Here is a 26,077-nt window from a genome sequence, read left to right on the forward strand (position 1 = left end):
GGGCGAGTGCATGCCTTATGCGGAGAATCGTGCCACCTTTTCGGCGCAGAACCCGTCGCTGACCTATATGGCGCTCACCGCGCGCGCTGCCGTATTTGTGGCTGACCAGATGAAACGAGGAGTGCTGTGATGACCGACGCCGCCCTATCCCGCCGCGGGCTGCTCGGCGGCGCGGCCGCCCTGGCGGCAGGCACGATGCTGAACGGTGGGGGCGCCTTCGCACGCTCCCCCCGGCGACAGCTCGGCATCCAACTCTACACGCTGATGGCGCTGCTCGATGCCGATTTCGAGGGCACCGTCGCCGCGGTCGCGAAGATGGGGTATCGGGAGGTGGAGACGCTCGGCAGCTTCGGGCGCGATCCGGCGTTCGTCCGCGACGTGTTCGATCGCAACGGGCTTGTCTCTCCCTCGCAGCACATCATGCCGCCCGGCCTGTACGAAGTGTTCGACGATGGCGTGGCCGGCCGGATCGACCGGGCGACATTCGAGCGCAAGTTCATCGAGGCATTCGATTTCGACCATGTCGAAGGATTGATCGATGCCTGCGCCAGGCAGGCCGGCCCGTTGGGCCAGACCTACATCGTGTGGCAGATCAGCTGGCCATCGCAGTTGCAAACGCTGGCGCAGATCAAGCAGTTGATCGCCGCTCTCAACCGCGCGGCCGATGCCGCGCACGCGCGCGGCTTCCAGCTGGCCTATCACAATCATGATCAGGAATTCAAAAAGGTCGGTTCCGACGTGCCGTACGACCTGATCGTCAAGGAAACCGATCCGGACAAGCTGAAGTTCGAGCTCGATCTCGCCTGGTCGACCAAGGCCGGTGTCGATCCGGTCGGCTATTTCCAGCGCTACCCCGGCCGCTTCCGGATGCTCCACATGAAGGACGTTGCGGCCGATGGCAGCGTGCGCGATCCCGGCACCGGCCTCGTCGACTTCCGTCATATCATCCCGGCGGCCGAGAAGGCCGGAATCGCGCACTTCTTCGTGGAGTATGACGTGCCGACCGATCCGCTGCGCACTGCCGCGGATGCGCAGAAATATCTTGCTCCGCTGATGTGAACGCGCGGCGATCGAGAAGATGGGCCCGGCCGCCGGATGCGGCCGGGCCTTTTTGCATGCGCTCAGGCCGCCTCCGGGCGGCCCATGACCTCGAAGCGGGCTATCTTGCCGTCCCGGAAGCGCGCGTACGCCATGCAGACCTCGGATCCCGGCTTGCCGTTTACGGTGAAGGTGCAGCGATACTGCACGAAACCCTGGGCGTCGTCGCTCAGCGTCGCGATCACCGGCGTGACCAGCTCGACGGTTTCGCACGTGCTGCGGATGCGTGTGAAATGGGCGCAGATGCTTTCCGGTCCGGTGCCCCGCAGGCCGCCATCGACAATGAAGTCGGCGTCCCCGGTGAAATGCTGCGCGAACGCTTCGGGGGTGAAAGTGTCGGCGCGGAAGGCGCCGTTCCACCAGTCGAACATGCGGGTGATGGGGTTTGCAGGTGCGGTCATGGAAACTCCGTTCAGCTCAGCTCAGCTCAGGTCAGCTCAGGGCGGTTGCCGGGCGTGCCCCGGTCAGGCGGTCGGCGACGAAGAGAAAGAGCATCGCCGCGAGCAGCGCATCGACCGTGGGGGCGTGGGTGATCTCGAAAAGGCCGAGGCCGACATTGGCGCGCGGCAGCGTGGCGACGCCGATGACGATGCCGAACAGCCATGCGAGGAGCGGCGCGGTGCGAAATGCCGGGATGGACGCATCGGCATCGGTGTAGCGACGGCGCTTCATCAGGAAGTCTGCCACGTAGGCGCCCGACATCGGCGCGATCAGCAGGCCCATGAAGGTCAGCCAGACGATGAAATGGCCGAGAATGTCGGCAGCGGCCAGGCAGGTGCCGAGCACGCCGGCGACCACGGCCAGCTGCCATCGCTCCACCCTCGGGAACAGGGCCGAAAGCGCAAGACCCGATGCGTAGAGGTTCTTGTCGTTGCTCGTCCAGGTTGCCAGGATGACGATGAGGGTGCCGGGCAGCGCGATGCCGGCGGCCAGCATCGTGGCGACGAGGTCTGCATTGCCGTAGAGCGTGCCGAGCGCGGCGGCGAGGATCAGCAGCAATGGAAAGGCGACGGCGTAGTTGATCGTCATCGCCGTGGCATTGTCCCTTCCGGTCCTGAGGAAACGGCTGAGATCCGGATTGATCGAGCAGCCGAAGACTTCGGCACCGACCACGACCGACACGATCATGCCGAGACCCATCGGCTCAGCGATCGTGCGCGGGGCGAAAAGTCCGGCCAGGCCGTGGCGGTCGAGCCCGATCGCCAGCGGCACCAGCGTCGCGGTCAACAGCAGCGGCACACTGACCACGGCAACCTTGCCCATCGCCTTGACCCCGATGATCGCGGTCGAAGCGATCAACGCGCCGACGAGGACCACGCCGATCCTCTCGTCGAGTTCGAAAGCCAGCTGGGTACGCAGGATCGCGGCAAGGCTCTTGACGAGAATCTGGGTCTGCAGGCCGAACCAGCAAAGCGACGTCAGGACCATCATCGCCACGATCGCCATCGACCCGCGCTGCCCGAAGGTGCGCTGGATGATCATCGCGGTCGGCAGCCGAGCGACGATGCCGACATAGCCGGTCATCACGCCCCACAGACCCAGCAGCACGCTGCCGAGAATGACACCGATCGCGACGGTCGCGAAATCGGCATGCTGGCCCAGCTGACCGCCGAATGCGAAAAAGGGAACCGAGATCGAAACGCCGATCAGCACCATCGTCAGGAACGGCCAGCTGCGCAGTTCGCCAGCTTCGGGTGGGCGCTCGGGATTGCGTTCGACGGTGTCGGCGATCTTGCGCAGCAGCTTCATTATCGAAAAATTCTCCAATGCGCCGGACACCACGGGAGGCGCGGCGGGCGTTCGGCAATCCCGATGGTGTCAGACGGGGCGCACACGGCAAGCGGGGAGGGCGGGTCTTGCGCGTGATGCAATGACTTCGCGACGACTTGTGACGTTTGAACAATATCATCCGCGGCGAACTCACGGGATTCATATTCAAATCCGGGAACGCAGTGCATGAAGAGATTTCGCGTCGCCGTCGATATCGGCGGGACATTCGTCGACTCGATCCTGTTTGATTCCGAAACCGGCACCACCCGGCTCGCCAAGGCGTCGACGACGCCCGACGAGCCCGTCCGCGGCGTTCTGGCCGCTCTGGATCGCCTCGGCGTCTCGCTCGATGAGACCGAACTCTTCGTCCATGGCACGACGCTGGGCCTCAACGCCGTGATCGAACGTCGCGGCGTCGAGACGGGCATCATCACCAACGCCGGCTTCCGCGACATCTTCGAGATCGGCCGCGCCGATGTGCCTGCGGCCTCGATGTACGACTATCGCTACCAGCGCGAGGCGAGCCTGGTGAAGCGCCGCCACCGCTTCGGCGTCGGCGGCCGCATCGACGCACAGGGCAACGAGATCGTGCCGCTCGACGAAGCGGCCGTGCTGGATGCCGCGGGCAAGCTCGTCGAGGCCGGCATCCGTTCGGTCGCGATCTGCTTCCTGCACAGCTATCGCAATCCGGCGCACGAGACGCGCGCGGCAGACGTCATTCGCGCGGCCTATCCGCACCTCGCCATATCCGCATCGAGCGCGATCACGCGGGAATATCGCGAGTATGAGCGTACCGCGACGGCGGTGGTGGATGCCTACATCAACCCCATCTTCAACGATTATGTCGGGCAGCTCGAAAACGGGCTCGTCGATGCAGGATTCGGCGGCAAGCTGCTCATCATGCGCTCGGCCGGCGGCGCGATGACGGCCGAGACCGCGCGCCGCGCGCCGATCTATACGGTCCTGTCCGGCCCGGCGGGCGGACTGATCGGCGCGGGCCAGCTGGCGAAGGTGATCGGCCGCGACCGGCTGCTGACGCTCGACTATGGCGGCACCAGCCTGGACGCCGCGGTCATCGAGAACGGCGAGCCGCTGGTGATGCACGAAGCGCCGCTGGCGGATCTTCCGGCGCTGATCCCGATCTTCGACATCCGCTGCATCGGCGCGGGGGGCGGCTCGATCGCCTGGGTGCAGGAAGGATTGCTGCAGGTCGGCCCGCAGAGCGCCGGCTCGCAGCCCGGCCCGATCGCCTACGGCCGGGGCGGTACCGAACCGACCACGACCGACGCGGCGCTGATCCTGGGTTTCCTCGATCCCTCGACCTTCCTCGGCGGCACCGTGGACCTCGATGTTCCTGCAGCACGGCACGGGATGCACGATCGCGTCGCCGGTCCGCTCGGCATCGACATCGACCGCGCGGCAGCAGGCATTTTCGACGTTCTCGTGGCGCGGACCGCGGGCGCCATCCGCGAGATCACCGTGGAGCGCGGCCGCGACCCCCGCGATTTCTCGATGCTCGCCTTCGGCGGCGCAGGGCCGCTGATCGCGCCGCTGATCGCTCGCGAGGTGATGAACGCGGAACTGATCGTGCCGCAGGCGCCGGCCGTGTTCTCGGCGTGGGGCATGCTCATGTCCGACATCGTGACGGACGTCGCGCTGACCCAGCTGCGCCTGCTCGAACCGGCAGCCCAGGCTTCCGTCGATGCAGCATTCGCGACGCTCATCGAAGAGGCCCGGGCGCAGCTGGAAGGGCAGAGCGGCAGCGATACCGAGCGCCGTTTCCTGCGGCTCGTTGAATGCCGCTATGCCGGGCAGGAACATGCGCTGGAGATCGAACTGGCCGAAGGGGAGGCGCTTTCCGCACTTCGCGCCCGCTTCGATGGCCTGCACCGCGAACGCTACGGTCATGCCATCGACGCACCGGTGCAGATCGTGACGCTGCGCGTGCGCGCGAGCGCGGTGATGCCCAAGCCCACGCTGCCGATCCTGCCCGAGGCGAAGCGCCCGGCTTCCGATGCGCAGATGGGCTCGCGCGAGGCGTTCTGCTTCGCCCGCCGGGCGCGAACGCCCTTCGCCGTCTACGACCGCAAGCTGCTTGGCGCCGGCCATGGCTTCGATGGCCCCGCCATCGTCGAGGAAGGCACCACCACCACCGTGATCCATTCCGACCAAACCGTTTCGGTCGATCGCTATGGCCACCTCATCGTCCGCAGGAAGTCCGCATGACGCCCGAAACCAAGCTCGACGGCGCGACCGTCGAAGTCATTCGCAGCTATCTCGTCTCCGCTGCCGAGGAGATGCGCCGCACCCTCATCCGTACCGCCTTCAATCCGGTGATCTACGAGGTGCTCGATTTCGGCATCTCGATCTACGACGGTGACCTCGAACTGATCGCGGATGCGCCGGGCCTCGCCTTCTTCCTCGGCGCCAACGATTATGCGATCCGCAAGGGCGTGGCGTTCGCCGGCGCCGCGACGATGCGGCCCGGGGACATCTTCATCATGAACTATCCCTACTGGAACTCGGCGCATGCGCTGGACGCCACGCTGTTCGCGCCGGTCTTTGCGGAAGGCGCGGACGAGCCCTTCGCCTATACCTGCATTCGCGCGCACTGGATGGATCTGGGCGCGAAGGACCCGGGCTATGTGCTCGACTCCACCGACATGCACCAGGAAGGCCTGATCTTCCCGGGCACGCGCATCTACAAGGATGGCGCGCCGGTGAAGGACATCATCGACATCATCAAGTTCAACTCGCGGATGCCGGGGCCGGTGATGGGCGACCTCGACGCGCAGGTGGCGGCGACCCGTACCGGGGTAGAGCGTCTGAATGCCATCCTCGGCAAGTTCGGCCGCGGCGCGTTCGACGAGGCGGTGGCGCGCACCAAGCTGGCGAGCGACGCGCTGGTCCGCCGTGCGCTGTCGGATCTGCCGCGCGGCACCTGGGAAGCCGATGACGTGGTCGACGACGATGGCATCACCGACGATCCCGTGCCCATCCACGTCAAGGTCACCATCGACGACGATGGCCTGACGTGCGACTTTTCCGGTTCGTCCCCGGCGGTGCGCGGGCCGATCAACATCCCCATCGGCCTGACCGAGACGATCTGCAAGTTCGTGCTCAAGTCGCTGACATCGGCCGGACAGCGCAACAATGCCGGCTCGTTCCGCGCGCTCAAGGTGATCGCCCCCAAAGGCAATCTCTTCCACGCGGTCTACCCGTCTGCCACGTTCACTCAGTGGCCGGCGCACCTTGCGCTGGAGCTGGTCTACAAGGCGCTGGCGCAGGGCATGCCGGAGCGAATTGCGGCCTNCTCGGGCGGCGACACGCTCGGCTTCATGATGATCGGCACGGACCCGCAGACCAGGGCGATGTACGCCGTGTCCAACAACGAACCGGTTGGCTGGGGCGGCAGTTCCGCGTTCGACGGCATCAACGCCACCAATCATATTTCGGGCAGCCTCGTGCGCAACACGCCGATCGAGGTCATCGAGATGAAGACCGGCATGATGATGGAGCAGTTCGAGATCAAATCCGATTCGGGCGGGGCCGGCAGGCGCCGTGGCGGCGTGGGCACCGAGCGCGTGATCCGTTTCACGCAGGACGGCGAGTTTCTCTCGATCACGAAGCGATCGAAGGAAAAGCCATGGTCGCTCGGCGGCGGCGCGCAGCCCGAGGCGAACGAGATGATCGTGCGGCTGGGCACGGCCGAAGAGAAGCGGGTGGGCACCTATCGGATGCCGGTGGCGGTCGGCGACCGTGCCATCGCGCGCGGCGCTGGCGGCGCCGGCTATGGCCGCGCGGAGGAACGCGATCCGGCATCGGTTCTGAACGATGTGCTGGACGGTTACGTGTCGCTCGACGCGGCGCGCGACGTCTACAAGGTGGCGATCGGCAACGGCGCCGTGGATGAGGCGGCGACCGCGGCGCTGCGCGCAGGCTGAGATCGATTGCGAGCCGAAGGGAAGCCCGCCGGAACCCGCCGGCGGGCTTTTCCGCATCCCGCCGGCGGGGACGCTCGCACCGGCAAAACCCTGCGGTTTCCCGGTGCGACGAACGAAGGCTTCTTCAGGGCGGGCCGGCGGCCGTCACGCGGGACAGCGTGCCACCGGATAGAGCATATGACGCTCATCCCGGTACGGCGAACGCAGGTAGAACCATTTGAGTCGCGCCATCGGATCGGCCGCGAAGACATTGTCCCCGGCCAGTTTCGCTGCGAACTCCGCCCGCAGCTCGGGGTCGGTTGCCAGCATCTCGTCGGCCATCGGCGCGATGACATAGGCTTCGAGATATTCCACCGGATCCAGCATTCCGGAGACATAGCCCTGCGCGAACAGCGAATCGGCGCAGATCGGCTCGAGCATGTGAATGGCGAGATCGCCCAGGCGCTGGTCCGTGGGTACGAAGGCAGATCCCGGCGCAAAGCGCTCGACACGCCGCTCGACGGCGGCGATGTCGGATTTCAGCGCGATGCGGCGTTCCGAAACGCCGGCCGCGATCTCCAGATCGCGCAGGCGGAGCATGTCGACCTCCGCCTCGATCCAGGCGGTCGAAACGTCCATCGCGATGCCGTGGGCGCGCAGGCGATCGAGCACGTCGAACTCGCTCGCCGGTACCCAGTAGCCGGTCGGACGCGCGACGGTCCGTCCCGGCGTGGAACCGAACACCGGTGCCTCGATCGACGGCAGCGGCGTCCCAAGCCAACGCACTTCGTGTGCGCCGCTGGCGGGTGAATCGTAGAATTCGGAAGCGATCGGGTGGAACGTCATCGTCCGCACCGGTGCGGGAGCCATATCCCAGGTCAGCACCGGTTCCGCGACGCGGCGCTCCCGGTCCGCGCGGGAGGCGGCGCGCAGCGTGTCGGCATTGGCGGCGGCGGCACGCAGCGATGCCTCGAGCAGCGCATAGGTGCCGAGGACGCGTCGACGCACGGGTTTGAGCGAGTGGTTTTCCACCAGCACCGTGGCGATGTGGCAGATGTCGCCATAGCCGTGCGAAAAGCGCGGCGGGAAGGCCGGCAGCATCAAGCCCAGTTCCGGTTGCCGATCGTCGGCAGCCAGAATGAGCGGGCCGGGACGATGTCCCAGCGCCTGCATGTGCGCGTCGACGTGCGGGCGATACGCCTTTTCGAGCCAGGCGCTGAGTTCCGGCGATGCGGAATAGCCTGGATCCTGGAATCCGTAGGTGATGTCGTACTGGTAATCCAGTCCGTCGGTTACGTGCAGGTCGATGAACAGGTCGGGATCGACCTGCCTCAGCAGCTTGAGGATCGCGCGGATTTCCGGCGCGTGCGCCTTGACGAAATCGCGGTTGAGATTGAGGCCCTGCGCCGATGCCCGCCATCCCTGTTCGCGTGGACCGCGCTGGTTCGGCCGGCTGAAGACCGATCGGCGTTCATGCCCGTCGGGATTGAGCACCGGGACGAAGTACCAGTCGCAACCGGCAAGCAGATCCGCCTTCCCGCCCACCGCGATGTCGCGCAGAAGCATGAGACCCGCGTCCTTGCCGTCGATCTCCCCGGGATGGATGCCGCATTCGGCGAAGACCCGTATCGGACCGGCTTCCTCGGCAGCGGCCGCGGCGCGGTCATGATCGGTGCTGGCGATCGCGAGCGTGAGGGGGTGGCCTTCGGCGGACACGCCGTACTCGCAGAGCCGTATGAGCGGCGAGGTTTCGGCGAGGCGCAGCAGAAAGGCGCGGGTCTCGGCGTAGGTGGGTGTGGTCTCGAGACCATCGATCTCGGCCGGGGTGACCCAGGGCGCCGAAGCCTCACGGATCAGCGCCTCGCTGGCCCCGCTCCACGGCTGGACGGGGGGGAGGGGGGCACGGCGCTCCGGCGGCCAATAGGCGGGCTTCATCTTCGTCCTTTCCGATCACGCGATGCCGATGGTCGGACGGCAGGCTAAACCCCCTAGGTTGCGTGCGCAGTCCGATGATGTTGCGCGACGCCGGGTGACGCTTCAGTGCGTCCAGCTGCGCATCTTGGCTTCGAGCACGGTCAGCAGTTTCGAGGGGGCTCCCTCCAACTGACGACCGAGACGGGTGATCAGGTGGACCGACACCGGCTCCGGCTCGGTCTCTGCGAAGGGGATCGCGATCAGCCGGCGGCTGGCGATCTCTCCGAAGGCGGCAATCTGCGGAAGCACCGTGGCGAAGCGTCCTTCGGAGGCGAGATCGCGCATCATCACGATCGAGGTGGTGGTCTGCGCCGGCTCGAGGTGCGCACCCGCCATCGCTTCCATCTGGCTGAGGATCTGGCGGATCCGGAAGCTCTTGGGCGGGAGGCACAGGTCGTGCTGCGAAAGCTCGACGATCGACACCTGATTCTTGCGTGTCAGCGGGTGCGACGGGTGCACGAGCACCATCAGCGGCTGGGCGACGGAGAGGCGCACGCGCACCTTGGGTTCCGGCTCGATCTGCAGCACGAGGCCGAGGTGGACCTCGTCCTCTTCCACCATGCGCACGATCTCGCTGGTGGAGCCGACATGGGTATCGATGTGGAGGCCCGGGTTCTTCTTGTGGAAGGTGTCGATCGTCTGGAAGAACGCGCTGGTCAGGAAGCCTTCGCCCACGGCCAGCCGGACCGATCCCTTGCGCACGCCGCGCAGGTCCTGGATCTGCGAACGCAACGCGTCCAGCTCGGCGATATGCGTGCGGTGGAAGTCGTAGGTAAGCCGTCCCGCCTCCGTCAGCTTGACCGAGCGTCTCCCCTTCTCGATCAGATTGACGCCGAGATAGCCTTCCAGCTGGACGATCTGGCGGCTGATCGACGAGACCGCGACACCCAGCTTCTCGCTGGCGAGGCGCATCGAGCCCTGGCTCGCCGCCTCGTAGAAATAGCGCATCGCCACGTCCATCAACATCTTCGAAAGCCCTTCCACCGCCCCTGGAGAACGAGGGGGAGGATAGCCAAGGGCTGTCGGCCGGCACCGGTGAGAAATGGACAGGATCGTGCAGATTTGGCCAGTTGTGCTCTGACGATGGCTTGCGCGAGAAGGCTCAGGAGCGATAGCCTTCCGTTCATGCGAAGGCTGGCGCGTTTCCTCTGATGCCGCGGGCTCCACGAAATCGCTGGAGCGCTGGGGTACGCGACGGCATGACGGCCCTGCCGCGCGTCATGCCTCTACCCGCAACATATGACGGGTCCGCGACAGCAGAAACGGGCAATCGGCAAAGCGCGGCGTTTCGCGAATTCGATCTTTTCGCTCCGCCCGCACCCCTCACCGCCGATGTGCGTCTCGAGCGGCTGGCACGCCTGATCGAACCGATCGGGCCGCAACGGGTCTTGCAGGTCTACGGCCCGACCGGGCTCGGCAAGACGACGTTGCTCGCCAATCACGCCTCGGCCTGCCGCGCCTTGCAGCGGCAGGTTCGCTGGCTCGATCTGCGCAGCGTCCACATCCAGGATGAGGGCGCATTCAGGCGGGTGCTGTCCGCCGCGCTATGCGCGGGCGATGAAAGCCACGCCGATTTCGATCGTATCCGTGCTGCCGTTCGCCTGGACGCCGATCCGGTTCTCGTGATCGACGCCAATGCGCTGGACGTCGGACCGCTTGGTCGCGTGCTGGCGGAACTGGTGCACTGCACCGGTCCCGAACTGCAGCTGTGGGTGGTCTCGCGTCGTCCCGCCTCGGCGATGCTTGCCGAACTGCGCTCGCCGCATCTCGTTCGCACGCTCGATCCCGCCGCTCTGCTGTTCGACCATGATGAAACGGGGCGCAATGCGGCCGAAGGCGGCGCAGGCCATGTGGGCAGCGCCGCGGAAGGCTGGCCACTGGCCGAAGCCATAGTCGCTGCCCTCCCGCCCGAAGGCGCCGGCGCCGACCGATTGCTCGACCATGACGGGGGGCTGCTGGAGGCGGCGATCCGCGACGGCATCTGGCGGGATCTCCCGGCCGCGACCCGCGATCTGCTGGCGGAAACCGCTATGGTCGAATGGGTGGACGAGCGATACCTGTCCCGCGTCGCGGCCCCGCTCGCCGCATTTCCAATACTGGACGACATTGCCACGCTGGTGCCGCTCGTCAGGGTTCGTCGCGGGACGAGCGGCGGTTTCTCCATCCATCCCCTGCTACGGGCCTTTGCCTTGCGCCAGCTGGAACGCAGCGAGCCCGCTCACAGGAACCGGGCCTACAGGCAGGCGCTGCTCCATCATGCCGAGCGCCGCGAGCCCGAAGCGGCGATCGCCCTGGTCCGCGACACCGGCGATCAGGGGCTCGCGCGCATGGCTTTCGAGACGTTCACGAGCACCGAACTGCTGCGCAGTTCCGGTTATAACCGGCTGCGTTCCGCGATGGCGCAGTTGATACCGGAGGCGGCCGAGCAATCGGCACAGATCCGCATCACGCAGGCGGTCGTCGCGATGAAGGAGGGCCGTTTTCCCGAGGCCCGCAGGCTTCTCGAATCCGCGCGCGAAACGCTGAGCGAGGACTTGGCCTACCAGTCGCCGTCGCTGTCGCGGGTCTATGCGGATTTTATCATTTCCCAGCACACCCTGGCGTTCCACGCGCATACCGAGCTGACCGAATCGCAGCTATCGGAAGGCGCTTTCTGGTCGACCTACACCAATGATCTGACCAACGCGGCCTTCGTCTATGCCTTGCGGAGCCTGCACTACCTGCGCCGGGGAGAGATCGCGCTCGCGCAGGACCAGATCGAGATATCCCGCGACAAATATGAACGCGCGACGAGCTATTATGGTCTCGGCTCGGCGTTGCTCGTCGACGGCATGATCGCCCTTGCGGCCGGGCGGCTCGGCAGGGCGGAGACGCTGGCGACCGAGGCGCGGCTGCTGATCACGCGCGCCATGCCGGACGATGCGGGCCTGATGGCCGTAGCCGAATGCGTGCTGTGCGAGGTTGCGTTCGAGCGGGGCAATGCCGATGGCCTGTTCGAACGCGTGGATGCCGCGCTTCGCGACCTCGAGGCGTGTGACGGATGGCCCGACGCTTTCGTGATCGGCTATCGCGTGGGCGCACGCGCGGCCATGGCCACGGGCAGCGAGCAACGCGCGCTTGGCCTGCTGAACCGGGCGATCCGGCTCATGCGCGGCCGCGGCCTAAGCGATATCGAGCGCTACTGCCGCATCCTGCGCGCCGATGTCTCAGCGAAGAGCGGGGGCGGGATGCAAGGCTGGCGTACCGGGGAAATCGCGACCAACCTCCTGGCGCCAGACTGGATCGGATGGTGCGAGAGCGACGAGACGGAGCTGCTTGACGGACACGAGGCGCTGAAAGCCGGCGACCAAGGTCGCTTGGGCAACATCGTCAGGCGGCTGGAGGATGTCGCGGCCGAATCCGGACGGCGGATCACAGCGATCCGCGCTCTTCTCCTCTCGGCAGTGGGCGCGTTCGCCCGTGATCATATGAGCGAAGCCGTACAGCATCTCGAGAAAGCCGTCGGCCTCGCGGAGGCCGAGGCTATCGCGCAGCCCTTTATCGAGCATGGCCCGAAGATGCTTCTGATCCTGGAGGCGATGAAGGCGGACCCCAGCCGACTTAGAATGGGGCGCGGCACGCGGGGGTTCTGCGCGGGTCTGGCGCGCACGATTGCGGCGCGCAGCCAGGATGCCGACGGCGGCGCGGTTTTCGTTCCGCGTGAACTGCAAGTGATCCGCTTCCTGGCGCAGCGCCAATCCAACAAGGCGATTGCGCGTGAGCTGGGCTTGTCCGCGAGCGCGGTCAAATTCCATTTGAGCAACATATACCGTAAGTTGGGCGTCAATAAGCGCCATGAAGCGGTCATCGAGGCTCAGCGTATCGGCGTCTCCCTTTGAACCATGCGGCATCGCGGCGTACTTGCGCCAGATGGCCTCCGGGAAACCCGTGGCGGCTCATCTCGACCGGAAGGCCGGCATCGGCACGGGCCACACAAGCGGCAGGCGTGGGACGGTCACACCGACCCTGCATGGTCGGCGGGCGGCAGCACCAGATCGGACCTTGCCCGCTGGATGGCGCATTCGCTGGCGAGAAAGTCCACCAGCGCGCGCACGGAGGGAAGCAGCCCGCGTCGTGACGGGAAGACGGCGTGGACGATGCCCGGCCGGGGTCGCCATTCCGGAAGGATGTGGGCGAGGCGGCCTGTTCTGACGTCGTCCCAGATGAAGATCGTCGGCAGTTGCACCGCCCCCGCGCCCGCCATCGCGGCATTGCGCAGGACGGACATGTCGTCGGTGATCAGGCGCGGAGCATGCGGTACGGTCGCCACCTGGCCATCGGCGTGGTGCAATTCCCAGGCGTGGCCGCGATTTGGCCGCACCTGATCGAGGCTGGGCAGGCCCTGCAGATCGGCGGGCGATCGTGGCGCGTTGGCGATCAGCGCCGGTGCGGCGACGAGGCACTGGCTGCTTTCGTCGAGCCGGCGCATGACGAGATCGGTCGATTCCAGCGGCGGAAACCGCACGCGGATCGCCAGATCGAACCCTTCCGCAATCACGTCGACGCGCCGGTTGGTGCTGTCCAGATGCACCTGGATGCCGGGATTCAGCATCATGAAGCGCGCGATCAGTTCGCCGAACTGGAAGGAGAGCAGCGCCGTGGGGCAACTCATCCGCACCACGCCGCGCGGCGCGGCCTGCACCTCCGCGGCGATCTGCTCGGCTGCTTCCGCCTCGACCCGCATCGCCACGCAACGCTCGTAGAACTCGCGGCCGATGTCGGTCACCGAGAAGCGGCGCGAGGACCGGTTGAGGAGGCGCACGCCCAACCGCTCCTCCAGAAGAAGGACGCGGCGGCTCAACCGCGATTTCTGGATGCCGAGCGCGCGCCCCGCCGACGAGAAGCCGCCATGGTCGACCACGGCCGCGAAATAGTAAAGGTCGTTCAGGTCCTGCATCGTCCCGTCAGTAGGACGCTGCGTCGCCACGGGCAATCTTTTCGCAGGATCGTCGCGTGATTAGCTCCATTCCAAGCGTGGTCGCGCTGCGGCCCACGGAATCGGAGAACAGACATGGCCAAGAAGATACTCGGCCGGTACGGCAACGACCGGCAGCACTGGGTGGGCGACGGCTTCCCGGTCCGCTCGCTCTTCTCTTACAACATGCTGGGCGCGCATATCAGCCCGTTCCTGCTGCTCGATTATGCGGGGCCGCATATCTTCGCACCGACGAAGCAGCGGCGCGGCGTCGGCGAGCATCCGCACCGCGGCTTCGAGACCGTCACCATCGTCTATGACGGCGAGGTCGAGCATCGCGATTCCGCCGGCAATGGCGGGGTGATCGGTCCCGGCGATGTCCAGTGGATGACGGCGGCCGGCGGCATCGTTCACGAGGAATATCATTCGCCCGGTTTCGCCCGGACGGGCGGGCCCTTCCGCATGGTGCAGCTCTGGGTGAACCTGCCTGCCAAGGATAAGATGGCGCCCGCCGGCTATCAGGGCATATCGAAAGCCGACATTCCCGTCGTCTCGCTCCCCCGCGGCGCGGGCAAGGCGCGCATCATCGCCGGCGAGTATCGCGGAACGAAAGGGGCGGCGCGCACCTTCACCCCGATCAACCTGTGGGATCTGAGCCTGAAGGCCGACGCGGACCTGACGCTGGATCTGCCCGAAGGCCATACCGCGATGATCGTGGTGCTGACCGGCCATGTCACGGTGGGAGACGGGCATGGCGCAGGCGAGGCCGAAGTCCTGCTGCTCGATCGCGAGGGCAGCGACATCGCCGTCCACGCCGATGGCGACGCCAAGCTGCTGGTCCTGACCGGCGAGCCGATCGACGAGCCGATCGTGGGCTATGGGCCGTTCGTGATGAACAGCGAGGCGGAGATCCGCCAGGCTGCCGACGACTTCAACAACGGCCGCTTCGTCGCGGCCGCATCCTGATCGAGGGGCCGGATCCGGATTGCGGGTCCGGCCCCTTTTTCCTGCGGAAGGGCGCGTGCCACCCCTCCGCCTGATCGCGGGCTTCGGCCCGCCCCCGGCGCAGCATGTTCAATCAAGAAAAGGGACCCCAATGGCCAGTGAAGCGATCCGCAACGCGCAGACCGATGACCTTCTCACCCCCGAGAATTCGGCCTTCATCATCATCGACTATCAACCGATCCAGGTGTCCTCGATCCGCTCGATCCCGCGCGATGAACTGGTGTTCAACATCGTGAGCACCGCCAAGGCGGCGGTGAACTTCAACCTTCCGATCATCCACTCGACCGTCAACGTCGCGACCGGCCGCAACAAGCCGCCCATCCAGGAACTGCAGGACGTGCTCGGCCATCTGCCGACCTATGACCGGACGTCGATCAACAGCTGGGAGGACTCCGAATTCAAGCAGGCGGTCAAGGCGCTCGGCCGCCGCAAGCTGATCATGACCGCGCTGTGGACCGAGGCCTGCCTGACCTTCCCGGCGCTCGACGCGATCCGGGAAGGCTATGAGGTCTATGTGCCGGTCGATGCGGTCGGCGGCACGTCGCTCGCCGCGCACGAGGCCGCGCTGCGCCGCGTCGAACAGGCGGGCGCGAAGCTGATCAGCCGGGTTCAGATGTATTGCGAACTCCAGCGCGATTGGGCGCGCGAGGCGACCGTGCCCGGCTTCATGGATGTCTTCGAGAGTTTCGACGGCTTCAACCCCGAAAAGGCAGCGCAGAGCGCGGCGAACGGCTGATGTGGGCGATGGCGGCGGCGTGGAAACCGCCGCCATCCCCGCAACGGGCGGAAACGATGGCACGTCGTTCGATGGCGACGGACCGGAAAGGCCGGCTTTCGGCTTTTTCGTTTTTCGACGCAGATGACCGGGTTTGGCGCAAAACTGCCGTTGCCCATTGCCGATCAGTTCCCCGCTTCATCGATCTGGACCCTTGACTAAATCACATCAAGATATTTAAGCGGGGATGCGCCGATCGGATGCAGGATAGGCCAGCGTAGGGGAGGCATTCCTCCGGGAATGGCAGGGTAAAGCTCGTGATGGAGACACGCTTGCCAGCGGGCACTTTCGGACCCGCCGCATCTTCGCGGCTGCTGTTGTTCGGCGCGACCGGTGATCTTTCACAACGGATGTTGCTGACATCCCTCTTCGGACTTGACGAGGATGGACTGCTTGATCCCGATCTTCGGATCGTGGCGACGGCGATCGAGCCGCTATCTAGCGAAGAGTTCCGGCGGCTTGCTGAAGGGGCGCTCCTCAAATATCTGGATACCGCGCGAGCGACGGCGCCGGCGCTGAAGCGGTTCCTCGCCCGATTATCCTATGTGCGTGTGGACGCATCCGATCCGGCCCACTTCAGCCCGCTGGCCGACGCAGTCGGGCCGATCGGCGGCGGTCTCTCGATCTTCCTTTCAACCGCGCCCAGCCTGTTCGGGCCGACGATCGCGGGCCTCAGTCAAACAGGGCTGGCCGGCGAAACGGCACGGCTTGCGCTCGAAAAGCCGTTGGGCAGCGATCTCGCTTCAAGCCGGTTGATCAACGATGCCGTAGCGGCCGTCTTTCCGGAAAACCGGGTCTTTCGCCTTGATCATTACCTCGGAAAGGAGACGGTCCAGAACTTGCTCGCCCTTCGCTTCGGCAATGCCCTGTTCGAGCCACTCTGGAATGCGCAAGGCATAGAGCATGTTCAGATCAGCGTTGCAGAGACTGTCGGCCTGGAGGGGCGTGGTGCCTATTTCGACGGCATGGGATCGCTGCGGGACATGGTGCAAAACCACATGCTGCAGCTGCTGGCACTCGTCGCGATGGAGCCGCCATCATCGTTGAACCCGCAGTCGGTCCGGGACGAGAAGGTCAAGGTGTTGACCTCACTGCGACCGGTCGGCCAACGGGACAGCATCGCAGGGCAATATACCGCCGGCGCGATCGGCGGCGCTCTGGTGGGTGGCTATATCGACGAACTCGGCGGCCCATCCGACGCTGAGACATTCGTCGCGATCAAGGCGCATGTCGATAATTGGCGGTGGAAGGGCGTGCCCTTCTATCTGCGGACCGGCAAGCGCCTGCCGATTCGCCGCTCAGAGATCGTCATCCAGTTCAGGCCGGTGCACCATTCGATATTTGGGGCGCCCGGAGGAAGTCTCCAGCCCAACAAGCTTGTGATCGGCCTGCAACCTGAAGAGAATATCCGCCTGCTGTTGATGACCAAACAACCTGGTCTCTATCGCATGGGTCTCAGGCTGCGCGAAGTGCCGCTCGATCTCGGGATGGCCGATGCCTTCTCTGATGTCCGCAGGCGGATTGCTTATGAGCGATTGCTGCTCGACCTGATCGAGGGTGATCCGACTCTTTTCGTCCGAAGGGATGAAATCGAGGCGCAGTGGCGATGGATTGACGACATCCGCGCCGGATGGGCTTCCCGCGGAAGTGGACCGCGGCCGTATAGCGCCGGGACGTGGGGTCCTTCCGCCGCAATCGCGCTTGCCGAGCGGGACGGCGTCAGTTGGCATGAATGATCCTGTCATCGATGTCGACGATCCGGAGGTCGAGCGCCATCGTCAATCGGGATGCACGCATCCGTCGTCCTGCGCCATCGGATCAAAGGAGCGCGCCAGGCGGGCGGGTCCATTGCCGGCAATGACCGGGCTACCTACGCCAGAAGGGCCGATCTTCACCGGGAGAGAGCGTCAGGCCGACGTGGATGGGGTGTGTCCCTTCTGAAGGGACACAAGATTTGGCGTATAGGTAGAGAACAGAGGCAATAAGGCAGCGCCGATTGCCGGAGCGTTGCCGCAATTTTGTCCAATCCTCAGTTCCGGACAGAAGAAATCTTCCGGAGCAACGTGCCGGATTTTGTCATGGATGAGCGCCTGCATCGTCGTCAGCCGCTCGTTCGAAAGCGTGCCTCCGATCACGACCGCATCGAGATCGAGAAGGCTGTTGGCACCGATGATGGTGAAGACGAGCGCATCCGTGCATCGTGCCATCCAACCATCCCATGCAGCCTGAGACCCGTCCGTGCCGCCGGGCAGGTTATAAAGTGAAGCAGAGTGCAACAGGAAATCAATGCCGCCGACTTTCGGCACGGGCATGGAAGCAAGCGCGCCAGCATTGCCATTTTTTCCGCGCTTGATTTCGCCGTTAAGAATGAGCCCGCCGCCGACGAAGTTACCGATATGGATATAAAGAAAGTTCGTGAGACCTGCGCCTGTGCCGGACATAAGTTCCGCCAGCGCGCCCGCGTTGCCGTCATTCTCGAAAATGACAGTGTCATTGAGTTCATGCTGGAAAAAGGCCTCCAGACCGGGATCTGCCCAGGCTGCGGCCTGCTGGGACGCGATGCCAGCCTCTTCGCGCCACTCCCCGATGAACCAGGGCATGGCAACGCCATAGCCGAGAAAGCCGTTGCGCTGCTCCTGATGCAGTTCCGGCATGGATTGACGCGTAAAGGATTTGATATGCTCAACTGCGCTGGCCGGGCTCGGAAACGGTGTGTTCGTGCTCTCGGAGGTGATGATGCGACCATCAAAATCGAGCATGGTGCACACCAGCCGGTCACGGCCGATTTCTACGCCGATCGTACAACCACTGTCGCCGTTGATCCGATAGATGATCGAGGGTTGACCGATTCCCCCCGTCCGCTTTCCAGCCTTGACCAGGCGGCCCTCCTCCGCGAGGCTCTCGACAATGCGTACGGCCGCCTGGGGGGACAGGCCGGTGATTCTGGACAGATCGGCTTTTGAGGCGCCGTTGAGCCGCCTTACCGTCGCGAGGATGAGGCGCTCGTTGTAACGCCGCACTCCGACCGCGTTGCTGCCACGCTTGTTCACCCGCAACCCCGTTCATTTTCATCGGCAGCAGAATGATGCGCGATGGCTTCGGACGTTTGGAGCACGCGGCCGACGAATGGCAAGTCCACTCGTCCCTCACCCCGTGCGGAGCGCTCGATCGCCTCGCGAGGTTCAGCGGGCCGGATGCCGGGCTGGAGCCGGTCTATCGAACGACAGGAAGATGGCTCACCTGAATGGCGGATTCTGTACGCGCGGGAACGAGCACAGCCGCCGCTTCGATGGTGGAGACCTTGGAAGGGGAGGGGCGGGCCGCTCGACCCGAATGCCTCAACGTTCACGGCGAAGGGTTTCGCGGTCGAACAACGAAAACACAATTGACAGACTAAATCACATCGATAGATTTAGAGAAACAAAGCGGCGCGCCAGCACGGACAGGTGCCGCAGAGCAGGGAAGAGGATGGCGGTGGAGGCTGATCCACAGAACCGGATTGCAGCGTCTCAGAGGGCGCCTGGCCCGTTACGGATTTGCACGCCGGTTGCATTTCGTGCCGAGCGCGCGGCGCGGTGCCGGCCGTCATACGTCTTTCACTATTGCCCGACCCGACGCACAGCCGAGCGGTGTGGGCTTGTCGCGAGATCGATCCATGCAACATGAAAATCTTCTTCTCGGCGCAATCGAAGCTGGGGGAACAAAATTCCTTTGCGGAATAGCGGGCCGCGACGGCCGCATCATCCGGCAGCAGCGGATTCCGACGACACTGCCAGGAGAAACGCTCAACGCGGCGGGCGCGTTCTTCAAAGACGCTATAGCGGACATCGGGCAATTGTCGGCATTCTCGATCGGGAGCTTCGGACCGCTTTCCCTCAATCCGATTGCGCCGGATTATGGCTGCATCACATCCACCCCCAAGGCAGGTTGGGAAAACAATGACCTGCTCGGCCATTTCTCCCGCCTGATAGATGCGCCAATGGCGCTCGACACGGATGTCAACTGTGCGGCCGTCGGCGAGCGGCTGTTTGGCAGCGGCCGCGGGCTGGACACCTTCTGCTATGTAACGGTCGGCACCGGGATCGGCGTCGGTCTGCTCGTGGATGGCGCGCCCCATGGCGGTGCGAACCACCCCGAAGCGGGGCACATCCGGTTGCCACGCGCTGCAGGCGATGAGGTGTTTCCTGGCATCTGCCCTTTCCACGGGGACTGCCTCGAAGGTCTTGCGAGCGGGCCGGCCATGCGCGCGCGCTGGAACATGCCTGGCGAACACCTGCCGCCCGACCATCCGGGCTGGGAAATCGAGGCCGACTATCTCGCGGGCCTGTGCGCGACATTGACCTATATCGTGCGTCCGGACCGTATCATCATCGGCGGCGGCGTCATGGAATCTCCGGGCATGTACGGTCGCGTTCGACGGGCGCTGACTACCAAGCTGGCCGGCTACGACGCCAGCATGCGCACCCTGCAGATGGACGACTATATCGCGGCGCCGACAGCGGGCTCATCGGCGGGACTGACGGGGGCGCTCGCGCTCGCCTATCGAACCGCGACACGTCAGTGGCCGATGCATTGGTCGGTCAGGCTCCCGTCGTTCTCCAATCCAACTTCTTTGTCAGGAGCTGCTCTTGCATAGTCCCTCCATATCGGTTCGCGGGGGCCACGGCATGGCAGCTGCGGCTGATGCCCGGGTGACCACCGCCATCGTCCTGAGCGCGGCCGGTGCGGCGCTCGGCGGCCTTCTGTTCGGCTTCGACACCGCCGTGATCTCGGGAACGACCTCGGCCCTCGAGGAGCGTTTCGGGCTCACCGACGGCATGTTGGGCTTTACCGTGGCGTCCGCGCTCATCGGAACGGTGGTCGGCTCGCTGGTGGCCGGGGCGCCGGCCGACCGCTTCGGCCGGCGCGCGGTGATGTTGACCGTTGCCATCTGCTATGTCGTATCGTCCTTGGGCACGGGCCTTGCCGGCAGCTGGCTGACCCTGCTCGCGTTCCGCTTCCTGGGGGGGCTGGCGATCGGCGCGGCTTCGGTGGTGACGCCCATCTATATCGCGGAAGTGTCGCCCGCCCGATTCCGGGGGCGACTGGTTGCAATGAACCAGCTCAACATCGTGCTCGGCATCCTGATCGCCTTCCTGTCGAACTACGTCATTGCCAGGCTTGTGCCGGCCGATATCGCGTGGCGATGGATGTTCGGCATCGTCGCCCTGCCGTCGGCGCTTTTCCTCGTCGTCAGTCTATTGCTCCCGGAAAGCCCGCGCTGGCTGGCGATCAATGGCCGGGATGGGCAAGCGATCGGTGTCATGAAGAAACTGGGTTTTCTCGATCCCGACGGCGAACTTCATCATATCCAGGCAGCCGAGAGGCGTGTCGATCGGTCCGCGCCATCAGGGCTTTTCCAATCCGCCTACCTACGGCCTGTGGCGTGCGCCGTGGCAATCGCCATGTTCAACCAGCTCTCCGGGATCAACGCGCTTCTCTACTATGCGCCGCGCGTTTTCGAACTGGCCGGGGCCGGCGCCGACAGCGCGTTGCTGCAGTCCATCGCGATCGGTGGGACGAACCTGCTCTTCACGATTTGCGCGCTTTTTCTGATCGATCGCTTCGGCCGCAAGCCGCTGCTCTTCATGGGATCCCTTCTTTGTGCCGCCGCGCTGTTCCTCGTCGGCTATCAGCTCGAAAGCGCACGTCCGGATGGTACGCTTATCCTCGTCGGCCTGCTCGGCTTCATCGCCGCATTCGCCATGTCGCAAGGCGCCGTCATCTGGGTCTTCATCTCGGAGGTGTTCCCGAGTGCCGTGCGCGGCAAGGGGCAGGCGCTCGGCAGTACCACCCATTGGGTCATGGCAGCGGCGATTACCTGGGCCTTTCCGGTCTTCGCGGCCTCGGTCGGAGGTTGGGTTTTCGCCTTCTTCGGCGCGATGATGCTCCTCCAGTTCGTCTGGACGTGGAAGGCGATGCCTGAAACCAATGGGGTGGCGCTGGAAGACATGAACCTGGGGAGTGCGAAGGCATGATCAGGACGCTTCTCATGCTGACCGGCGCGGCCGTGATGATCCCTGCGGCCGCGGATGCGCAGCGGGCCGATCCTCGCCCCGCCTATCATTACGGGCCGAAGCGGAATTGGATGAACGATCCCAACGGCCTGGTCTATTTCGAGGGAGAGTATCATCTCTTCTATCAATATAATCCGCATGGCGATCGCTGGGGCCATATGAGCTGGGGTCATGCCGTCAGCCGAGACCTCGTGACGTGGGAGGAACTGCCGGTCGCGATCCCGGAGACAGCCGACGTCATGGCGTTTTCCGGCAGCGCTGTGATCGACTGGAAGAACAGCAGCGGTTTTGGCCGCGACGGCAGGCCACCGATGATTGCCATCTACACGGGGCATAATCCCAAGGCGAAGCTGCAATCCCAGTATCTCGCCTACAGCAATGATCGCGGGCGCACGTGGACCGTGCACGGCGAGGTTCTGAGCGTTGGTTCATCCGAATTCCGGGATCCCAAGGTTTTCTGGCATGAGCCGACAAGGTCTTGGGTGATGATCGCGGTCATGGCGGTCGAGAACCGCGCGGTGATCTTCACGTCCTCCGATCTCAAGCAGTGGCGCTACGCCAGCAGCTTTGGACCCGCCGGTGCGCGGGGAAAAAATTGGGAATGCCCGGATCTCAACCTGTTGCCGGTCGAAGGCGGCGCGCCGGGCGAACAGCGGTGGGTCCTCAGTATCAATCTTGGCGACCAGGCCGTCGGCGGAGGGTCGGGTGGCCAGTATTTCGTGGGCGATTTCGATGGCCGTCGCTTCACCCCCGTTGACGCGTGGGGCGGGGAACCGGTGTGGACCGACTATGGCGCCGACTTCTATGCGGCGGTAGCCTGGAACGACCTGCCCAAAGACGATCCGCGTCGGATCTGGATCGGGTGGGCCAATGACTGGCGATACGCCGAGGCCATCCCGACCTGGCCTTCCCGAGGCATCATGACTGTCCCGCGCAGCATCTCGCTTCGAAAGACGGCCCAGGGCTACCGCATGACGCAGAGGCCCGTCAGGGAACTGGAGCGCTTGCGAAGCAAGGTGCCGATTTCCCGTCAGTTGTCGCTGCGCGATGAACCGCTTGCCCTTCCCGTCGAAGGTGGCGCGGTGGATCTCACGGCGAACCTGGCGCTGGGGCAGAGCGAACAGGTGACACTCACGTTGAGCGACGGCGAGGGCTATCAGATGGTGATTGGCGTCAATCCGGCCGTGAACGAAGTTTTCATCGATCGCTCCCGCGCGGGTCCCCATTTTCATGACGGGTTTGAAAACCGCCACGTGGCGCCCGTCGATCTGAGACAGGGCAAGGTTTCCCTCAGGCTGCTTGTCGACGAGTCGATCGTGGAACTGTTCATCAACGATGGGGAGCAGACCATCACCGATCGCTTCTTCCGCGGTTCGGGGCCCTTGCGCTGGAGTGCTTCGGCACGGGGCGGGGCTGCGACGATGGATGTCACCGCCTGGTCGATCAGGCCGGGGGTGCGTCACTGACGATCGACCCAAAGAGCGGCTGAACCGCCGCATTCCGTCGGAAATTTCGTTGATTCCGCTGACACAGGCAGTCGGGAAACGGCCTTGTGCGGCCTGAAGAACCGTAAAAAAAGGGAGGATTATCATGAACTTCAAGGCAGCTGCATTGCTCGGGTCGACATCCCTTGCGTCTCTTCTGCTGGCCGTGCCCGCCAATGCGCAGGATAGCGGCAGCGACCGGCCGGCGCCGGTGCAAAAGGAGGACAGCATCGATTCGGTGCCGGTTTCCGATATCGTGGTGACGGGGTATCGTGCCGCGCTGGGATCCGCGCAGGACGCAAAGCGCCGGTCCGACGCAATCCTGGACGCAATCGTGTCGGAGGATATCGGCAAGCTGCCCGACAACAATGCCGCCGAAGCGATCTCCCGTGTCGTCGGTGTGCAAGTGCTTCGCTACAATGACGAAGCAGGGGTGGTATTGGTTCGCGGCCTGCCGGACGTGAACACGACCTTCAATAGCCGGGAATTCTTCACCGCAGACGACCGTGTCCTGCATCTGCAGGATTTTCCCGCCGGTGTCGCGGCTGGTTTCGAGGTTTTCAAATCGGGCACATCCGATCTCATCGAGCCCGGGCTTGCCGGTCTTATCAACCTGCGCTCGCGCCGCCCACTGGACGTGACCGATACCGAGATCGCGGGCGAAGTCCGCGGATCCTACAATGATCAGTCGAAGGCGTTTGATCCTTCCGGAAACCTGTTGCTGACCAAGCGGTGGGACACCCCGATCGGAGAGATTGGGGCACTGGTCAATTTCAGCTACGTCCGCACGACGTACCGCAATGCGGACCGCTACGCGGACTCCGCCATTATCAGTCCGCAGGGGTTCGGCGTCGACGATCCGTCCGACGACATGACGGTCACGACCCCGGGCGTCGGCAATTTCCGGTTCCCGGCCAATGCCGGCAACTTCTATGAGACCGGGGTTCGGCACCGGCCAGCGGTAAACGGCACGATCCAGTGGCGGCCAAACGCCGACCTGGAAATCTATGCGGAAGGCCTGTGGCAGGCCTATCGCGGGAGGGTCATGCGCGACGGGTTCAACGTCAATTTCGAACGTCGCAGCATCGACGGCGTACCACCAACGCTGAGCAACGTGGTGCTGGTCGAAGGGGAGCCGCTGAAGGCGGCCAGCTTCACCAAGACGGGCGGCTATGTGCCCGAATTCTTTCGCGCGACCCAGAATGACCAGACGGACACATATCAGGCAGCCCTCGGGTTTAAGTGGAAGACTGGACGGGCGACGCTGTCGGGCGATTTCGCCTACACCAACAGCAAATATGAAGCGAACGAAGACAGCCTTGACGCACAACTGGCGACCGCGCCGACCATCGATGTCGCCTGGGACGTAAAGGGCTCGGCGATATTCGACCTCGTCGACTTCGACAGAAACGACGCCGCCAACTATGTGTGGCGCGGATACTTCCAGCGGCGCTTCGTCACGAAGGGAGATGGCGTACAGGGGCGGCTCGACCTCGACCTCGAAACCGATGTCGGCTGGCTGCCGAGAATCCAGGTCGGCATCCGCGCGAGCGACCGGACCGCGCTGTCCCAGAACAACAACCGCTATGCCTACACCGCGGGTCTCGGCCTGCCATTGGCAAGCCTGCCCACCGGCGAACTGCAGCTCATAAAGGACGGCTTTCGTAACGACCCGCAGCCCTTCCAGAACTGGCTCATGCCGACACGCGGCGCGATACGCGACAATGTCGAAGCCCTGCGGCAGCTTTCCTATGCCGCAGTACAGGACCTGACGCTGCTATTTCCGAATGACAACGGAATTCGCGAGGCCGTGACGGAGTTTGCCAACGAAGAAATCCCTTTCGATCCCCTGGGCGGATTCACGGCAAAGGAAGCGAGCTATGCCGTGTATGGCCAGGGCAAATACGCGTTCTCCCTGGGAAGCGTCGAGGCCGATGGAACGTTCGGCGTGCGGGTCGTCAATACCGACGGGCGTTATTCCGGCTTTTCCCGCGTAAACAATGCCGATGGCACGTCGCAGATCGTTCCGCAGGTGTCGCGACAGAATTATCTGGACGTCTTGCCCTCGATTCAAACACGCTTCCGGTTGACGCCCGAGTTTCAGATCCGCCTTGCCTACAATCAGACGCGGACGCGTCCCGGGTTCGGTCAGCTGAATCCGTCGCTCAACATCACCCGCAACAGCCCAGGGCCGGACGGGTCACCGCCTCAATATGCGGCCTTCGGCAGTGGCGGAAATCCGGATCTGAAGCCGCTGACGTCCAAGAATTATGACGCAACGCTCGAGTATTATTTCTCGAAGAACGGATCAGCGACCGTGGCGGTTTTTTACCGGGATCTGAGGGGGTTCATCAGCAACTATACCCGCGACGTTATCGATCCCGATTATGGCCGCATTCAGATCAACCGCCCCGAAAACGCCGGGAAGGGGGAAATCAAGGGTGCCGAAGCGTCCTTCCAGACGTTCTTCGACTTCCTGCCCGGATATCTTTCCGGCTTCGGGGTACAGGCCAATGTGACCTATCTCGATGGCACCAACGCGCTGCCGACCGTTCTGGGAGAAGGTGCGCGGCAGGTCCGGATTACAGGGCTTTCGAAATGGGCTTATAATCTTACCGGCTTTTACGAAAAGGGGCCGGTGGCGGCGCGCCTATCCTACAATCACCGATCCGACTTCATAAATAGCTACAACCGCAATTCCAACGAGGAGCAATATGCCGGCGAAATCACGCGCGGCATCTCGCGCCTGGACTTTTCTGCTTCATATGAAGCAATCAAGGGCATCACGATCGTTGGCAACGTCAGCAATATCCTTGGCAAGCCATTCAATAATTATCGTTACTATAATGAAACGCAGTATTTCCCCCGGGACCTGCGTATTGAGGGCCGTTATTTCAGCCTCGGTGTCCGTTTCAAGATGTAAGGAATCTCCGGATTGAGGGCCGATACTTCGGCCCCGGTCTGCGCTTCGGAATGTAGGCAGTTGGTACGCCGCGAACGTCCGGATGCGGCGCCGTTCATCAAAACATGTTGCAGGA

Annotated in this window: 17 protein-coding genes; 11 read left to right on the top strand and 6 right to left on the bottom strand. The window is 64.3% G+C overall.

Going from position 1 to position 26,077, the window contains the following annotated elements:
- Positions 1 to 129 precede the first annotated feature (129 nt).
- A complete protein-coding gene (locus NX02_RS06935; protein WP_025291468.1) occupies positions 130 to 1,059 on the top strand; it encodes a sugar phosphate isomerase/epimerase family protein in 930 nt (309 codons plus the stop codon).
- A gap of 62 nt (positions 1,060 to 1,121) precedes the next feature.
- On the opposite strand, the gene NX02_RS06940 is transcribed toward NX02_RS06935, so the two are convergent.
- Both NX02_RS06940 and NX02_RS06945 read right to left on the bottom strand, forming a co-directional pair.
- Positions 1,122 to 1,499: a nuclear transport factor 2 family protein gene (locus NX02_RS06940; RefSeq protein WP_084717638.1), complete on the bottom strand. Its 378-nt coding sequence runs from the start codon at positions 1,497 to 1,499 to the stop codon at positions 1,122 to 1,124.
- A 31-nt stretch (positions 1,500 to 1,530) separates the two neighbouring features.
- Positions 1,531 to 2,847 carry a purine-cytosine permease family protein gene (locus NX02_RS06945; RefSeq protein WP_025291470.1) on the bottom strand — a complete coding sequence of 439 codons (1,317 nt, stop codon included), beginning with the start codon at positions 2,845 to 2,847 and terminating at the stop codon, positions 1,531 to 1,533.
- 207 nt (positions 2,848 to 3,054) lie between these two features.
- Between NX02_RS06945 and NX02_RS06950 the strand changes: the two genes are divergently transcribed.
- Both NX02_RS06950 and NX02_RS06955 read left to right on the top strand, forming a co-directional pair.
- Positions 3,055 to 5,094, top strand: a complete 2,040-nt coding sequence (locus NX02_RS06950; protein WP_025291471.1) for a hydantoinase/oxoprolinase family protein — start codon at positions 3,055 to 3,057, stop codon at positions 5,092 to 5,094.
- The gene (locus NX02_RS06955) at positions 5,091 to 6,812 is read left to right on the top strand and encodes a hydantoinase B/oxoprolinase family protein (RefSeq protein WP_025291472.1); all 1,722 of its coding nucleotides are present in this window, start codon (positions 5,091 to 5,093) and stop codon (positions 6,810 to 6,812) included. Before NX02_RS06950 ends, NX02_RS06955 begins: the two co-directional genes overlap by 4 nt.
- Positions 6,813 to 6,956: 144 nt before the next feature.
- Here NX02_RS06955 and NX02_RS06960 read toward each other — a convergent pair whose 3' ends face one another.
- Entirely contained in the window at positions 6,957 to 8,726 is a 1,770-nt protein-coding gene (locus NX02_RS06960; RefSeq protein ID WP_025291473.1) for a M14 family metallopeptidase, read from the bottom strand.
- Positions 8,727 to 8,828: 102 nt separating this feature from the next.
- On the bottom strand, positions 8,829 to 9,731 hold the full coding sequence (locus tag NX02_RS06965) for a LysR family transcriptional regulator (protein WP_245648789.1): 903 nt from the start codon (positions 9,729 to 9,731) through the stop codon (positions 8,829 to 8,831).
- A gap of 233 nt (positions 9,732 to 9,964) precedes the next feature.
- On the opposite strand from NX02_RS06965, the gene NX02_RS06970 reads away from it, so the two are divergent.
- Positions 9,965 to 12,643: a LuxR C-terminal-related transcriptional regulator gene (locus NX02_RS06970; protein ID WP_025291475.1), complete on the top strand. Its 2,679-nt coding sequence runs from the start codon at positions 9,965 to 9,967 to the stop codon at positions 12,641 to 12,643.
- Positions 12,644 to 12,759: 116 nt separating this feature from the next.
- On the opposite strand, the gene NX02_RS06975 is transcribed toward NX02_RS06970, so the two are convergent.
- Positions 12,760 to 13,731, bottom strand: a complete 972-nt coding sequence (locus NX02_RS06975) for a LysR substrate-binding domain-containing protein (RefSeq protein WP_245648790.1) — start codon at positions 13,729 to 13,731, stop codon at positions 12,760 to 12,762.
- An 84-nt stretch (positions 13,732 to 13,815) separates the two neighbouring features.
- On the opposite strand from NX02_RS06975, the gene NX02_RS06980 reads away from it, so the two are divergent.
- The 3 genes from NX02_RS06980 (at position 13,816) to zwf (ending at position 17,235) form a co-directional block, all read left to right on the top strand.
- Complete coding sequence (locus NX02_RS06980; RefSeq protein WP_025291477.1) at positions 13,816 to 14,685, top strand: pirin family protein; 870 nt, start codon at positions 13,816 to 13,818, stop codon at positions 14,683 to 14,685.
- 130 nt (positions 14,686 to 14,815) lie between these two features.
- Positions 14,816 to 15,460, top strand: a complete 645-nt coding sequence (locus NX02_RS06985) for a hydrolase (protein WP_025291478.1) — start codon at positions 14,816 to 14,818, stop codon at positions 15,458 to 15,460.
- A gap of 299 nt (positions 15,461 to 15,759) precedes the next feature.
- The gene (gene zwf, locus NX02_RS06990) at positions 15,760 to 17,235 is read left to right on the top strand and encodes a glucose-6-phosphate dehydrogenase (protein ID WP_025291479.1); all 1,476 of its coding nucleotides are present in this window, start codon (positions 15,760 to 15,762) and stop codon (positions 17,233 to 17,235) included.
- Between the two features lie 171 nt (positions 17,236 to 17,406).
- Here the strand turns inward: zwf and NX02_RS06995 are convergent, their stop codons facing one another.
- A complete protein-coding gene (locus tag NX02_RS06995) occupies positions 17,407 to 18,549 on the bottom strand; it encodes an ROK family transcriptional regulator (RefSeq protein WP_025291480.1) in 1,143 nt (380 codons plus the stop codon).
- A gap of 605 nt (positions 18,550 to 19,154) precedes the next feature.
- Here NX02_RS06995 and NX02_RS07000 point away from each other — a divergent pair.
- The 4 genes from NX02_RS07000 to NX02_RS07015 all read left to right on the top strand — a co-directional run bounded on the left by NX02_RS07000 (position 19,155) and on the right by NX02_RS07015 (position 25,962).
- Positions 19,155 to 20,135, top strand: a complete 981-nt coding sequence (locus NX02_RS07000) for an ROK family protein (protein WP_025291481.1) — start codon at positions 19,155 to 19,157, stop codon at positions 20,133 to 20,135.
- Positions 20,136 to 20,166: 31 nt separating this feature from the next.
- On the top strand, positions 20,167 to 21,516 hold the full coding sequence (locus NX02_RS07005; RefSeq protein ID WP_025291482.1) for a sugar porter family MFS transporter: 1,350 nt from the start codon (positions 20,167 to 20,169) through the stop codon (positions 21,514 to 21,516).
- Complete coding sequence (locus tag NX02_RS07010) at positions 21,513 to 23,021, top strand: glycoside hydrolase family 32 protein (protein ID WP_025291483.1); 1,509 nt, start codon at positions 21,513 to 21,515, stop codon at positions 23,019 to 23,021. The genes NX02_RS07005 and NX02_RS07010 overlap by 4 nt, the downstream gene beginning before the upstream one ends.
- A gap of 124 nt (positions 23,022 to 23,145) precedes the next feature.
- A complete protein-coding gene (locus NX02_RS07015; RefSeq protein WP_025291484.1) occupies positions 23,146 to 25,962 on the top strand; it encodes a TonB-dependent receptor in 2,817 nt (938 codons plus the stop codon).
- Positions 25,963 to 26,077: the final 115 nt, after the last annotated feature.

It is taken from the genome of Sphingomonas sanxanigenens DSM 19645 = NX02 (genome assembly GCF_000512205.2).
GTDB classification, from domain to species: domain Bacteria; phylum Pseudomonadota; class Alphaproteobacteria; order Sphingomonadales; family Sphingomonadaceae; genus Sphingomonas_D; species Sphingomonas_D sanxanigenens.

What these genes read in the sequence shown, in the direction of transcription:
- NX02_RS06950 (WP_025291471.1), top strand. Translation starts at nt 3,055, where the DNA reads ATGAAGAGATTTCGCGTCGCCGTCGATATCGGCGGGACATTCGTCGAC.
- NX02_RS07000 (WP_025291481.1), top strand. Translation starts at nt 19,155, where the DNA reads ATGCAACATGAAAATCTTCTTCTCGGCGCAATCGAAGCTGGGGGAACA.
- NX02_RS06960 (WP_025291473.1), bottom strand. Translation starts at nt 8,726, where the DNA reads ATGAAGCCCGCCTATTGGCCGCCGGAGCGCCGTGCCCCCCTCCCCCCC.
- NX02_RS07005 (WP_025291482.1), top strand. Translation starts at nt 20,167, where the DNA reads ATGGCAGCTGCGGCTGATGCCCGGGTGACCACCGCCATCGTCCTGAGC.
- NX02_RS06980 (WP_025291477.1), top strand. Translation starts at nt 13,816, where the DNA reads ATGGCCAAGAAGATACTCGGCCGGTACGGCAACGACCGGCAGCACTGG.
- zwf (WP_025291479.1), top strand. Translation starts at nt 15,760, where the DNA reads ATGGAGACACGCTTGCCAGCGGGCACTTTCGGACCCGCCGCATCTTCG.
- NX02_RS07010 (WP_025291483.1), top strand. Translation starts at nt 21,513, where the DNA reads ATGATCAGGACGCTTCTCATGCTGACCGGCGCGGCCGTGATGATCCCT.
- NX02_RS06940 (WP_084717638.1), bottom strand. Translation starts at nt 1,499, where the DNA reads ATGACCGCACCTGCAAACCCCATCACCCGCATGTTCGACTGGTGGAAC.
- NX02_RS07015 (WP_025291484.1), top strand. Translation starts at nt 23,146, where the DNA reads ATGAACTTCAAGGCAGCTGCATTGCTCGGGTCGACATCCCTTGCGTCT.
- NX02_RS06945 (WP_025291470.1), bottom strand. Translation starts at nt 2,847, where the DNA reads ATGAAGCTGCTGCGCAAGATCGCCGACACCGTCGAACGCAATCCCGAG.
- NX02_RS06935 (WP_025291468.1), top strand. Translation starts at nt 130, where the DNA reads ATGACCGACGCCGCCCTATCCCGCCGCGGGCTGCTCGGCGGCGCGGCC.
- NX02_RS06970 (WP_025291475.1), top strand. Translation starts at nt 9,965, where the DNA reads ATGACGGCCCTGCCGCGCGTCATGCCTCTACCCGCAACATATGACGGG.
- NX02_RS06985 (WP_025291478.1), top strand. Translation starts at nt 14,816, where the DNA reads ATGGCCAGTGAAGCGATCCGCAACGCGCAGACCGATGACCTTCTCACC.
- NX02_RS06965 (WP_245648789.1), bottom strand. Translation starts at nt 9,731, where the DNA reads ATGTTGATGGACGTGGCGATGCGCTATTTCTACGAGGCGGCGAGCCAG.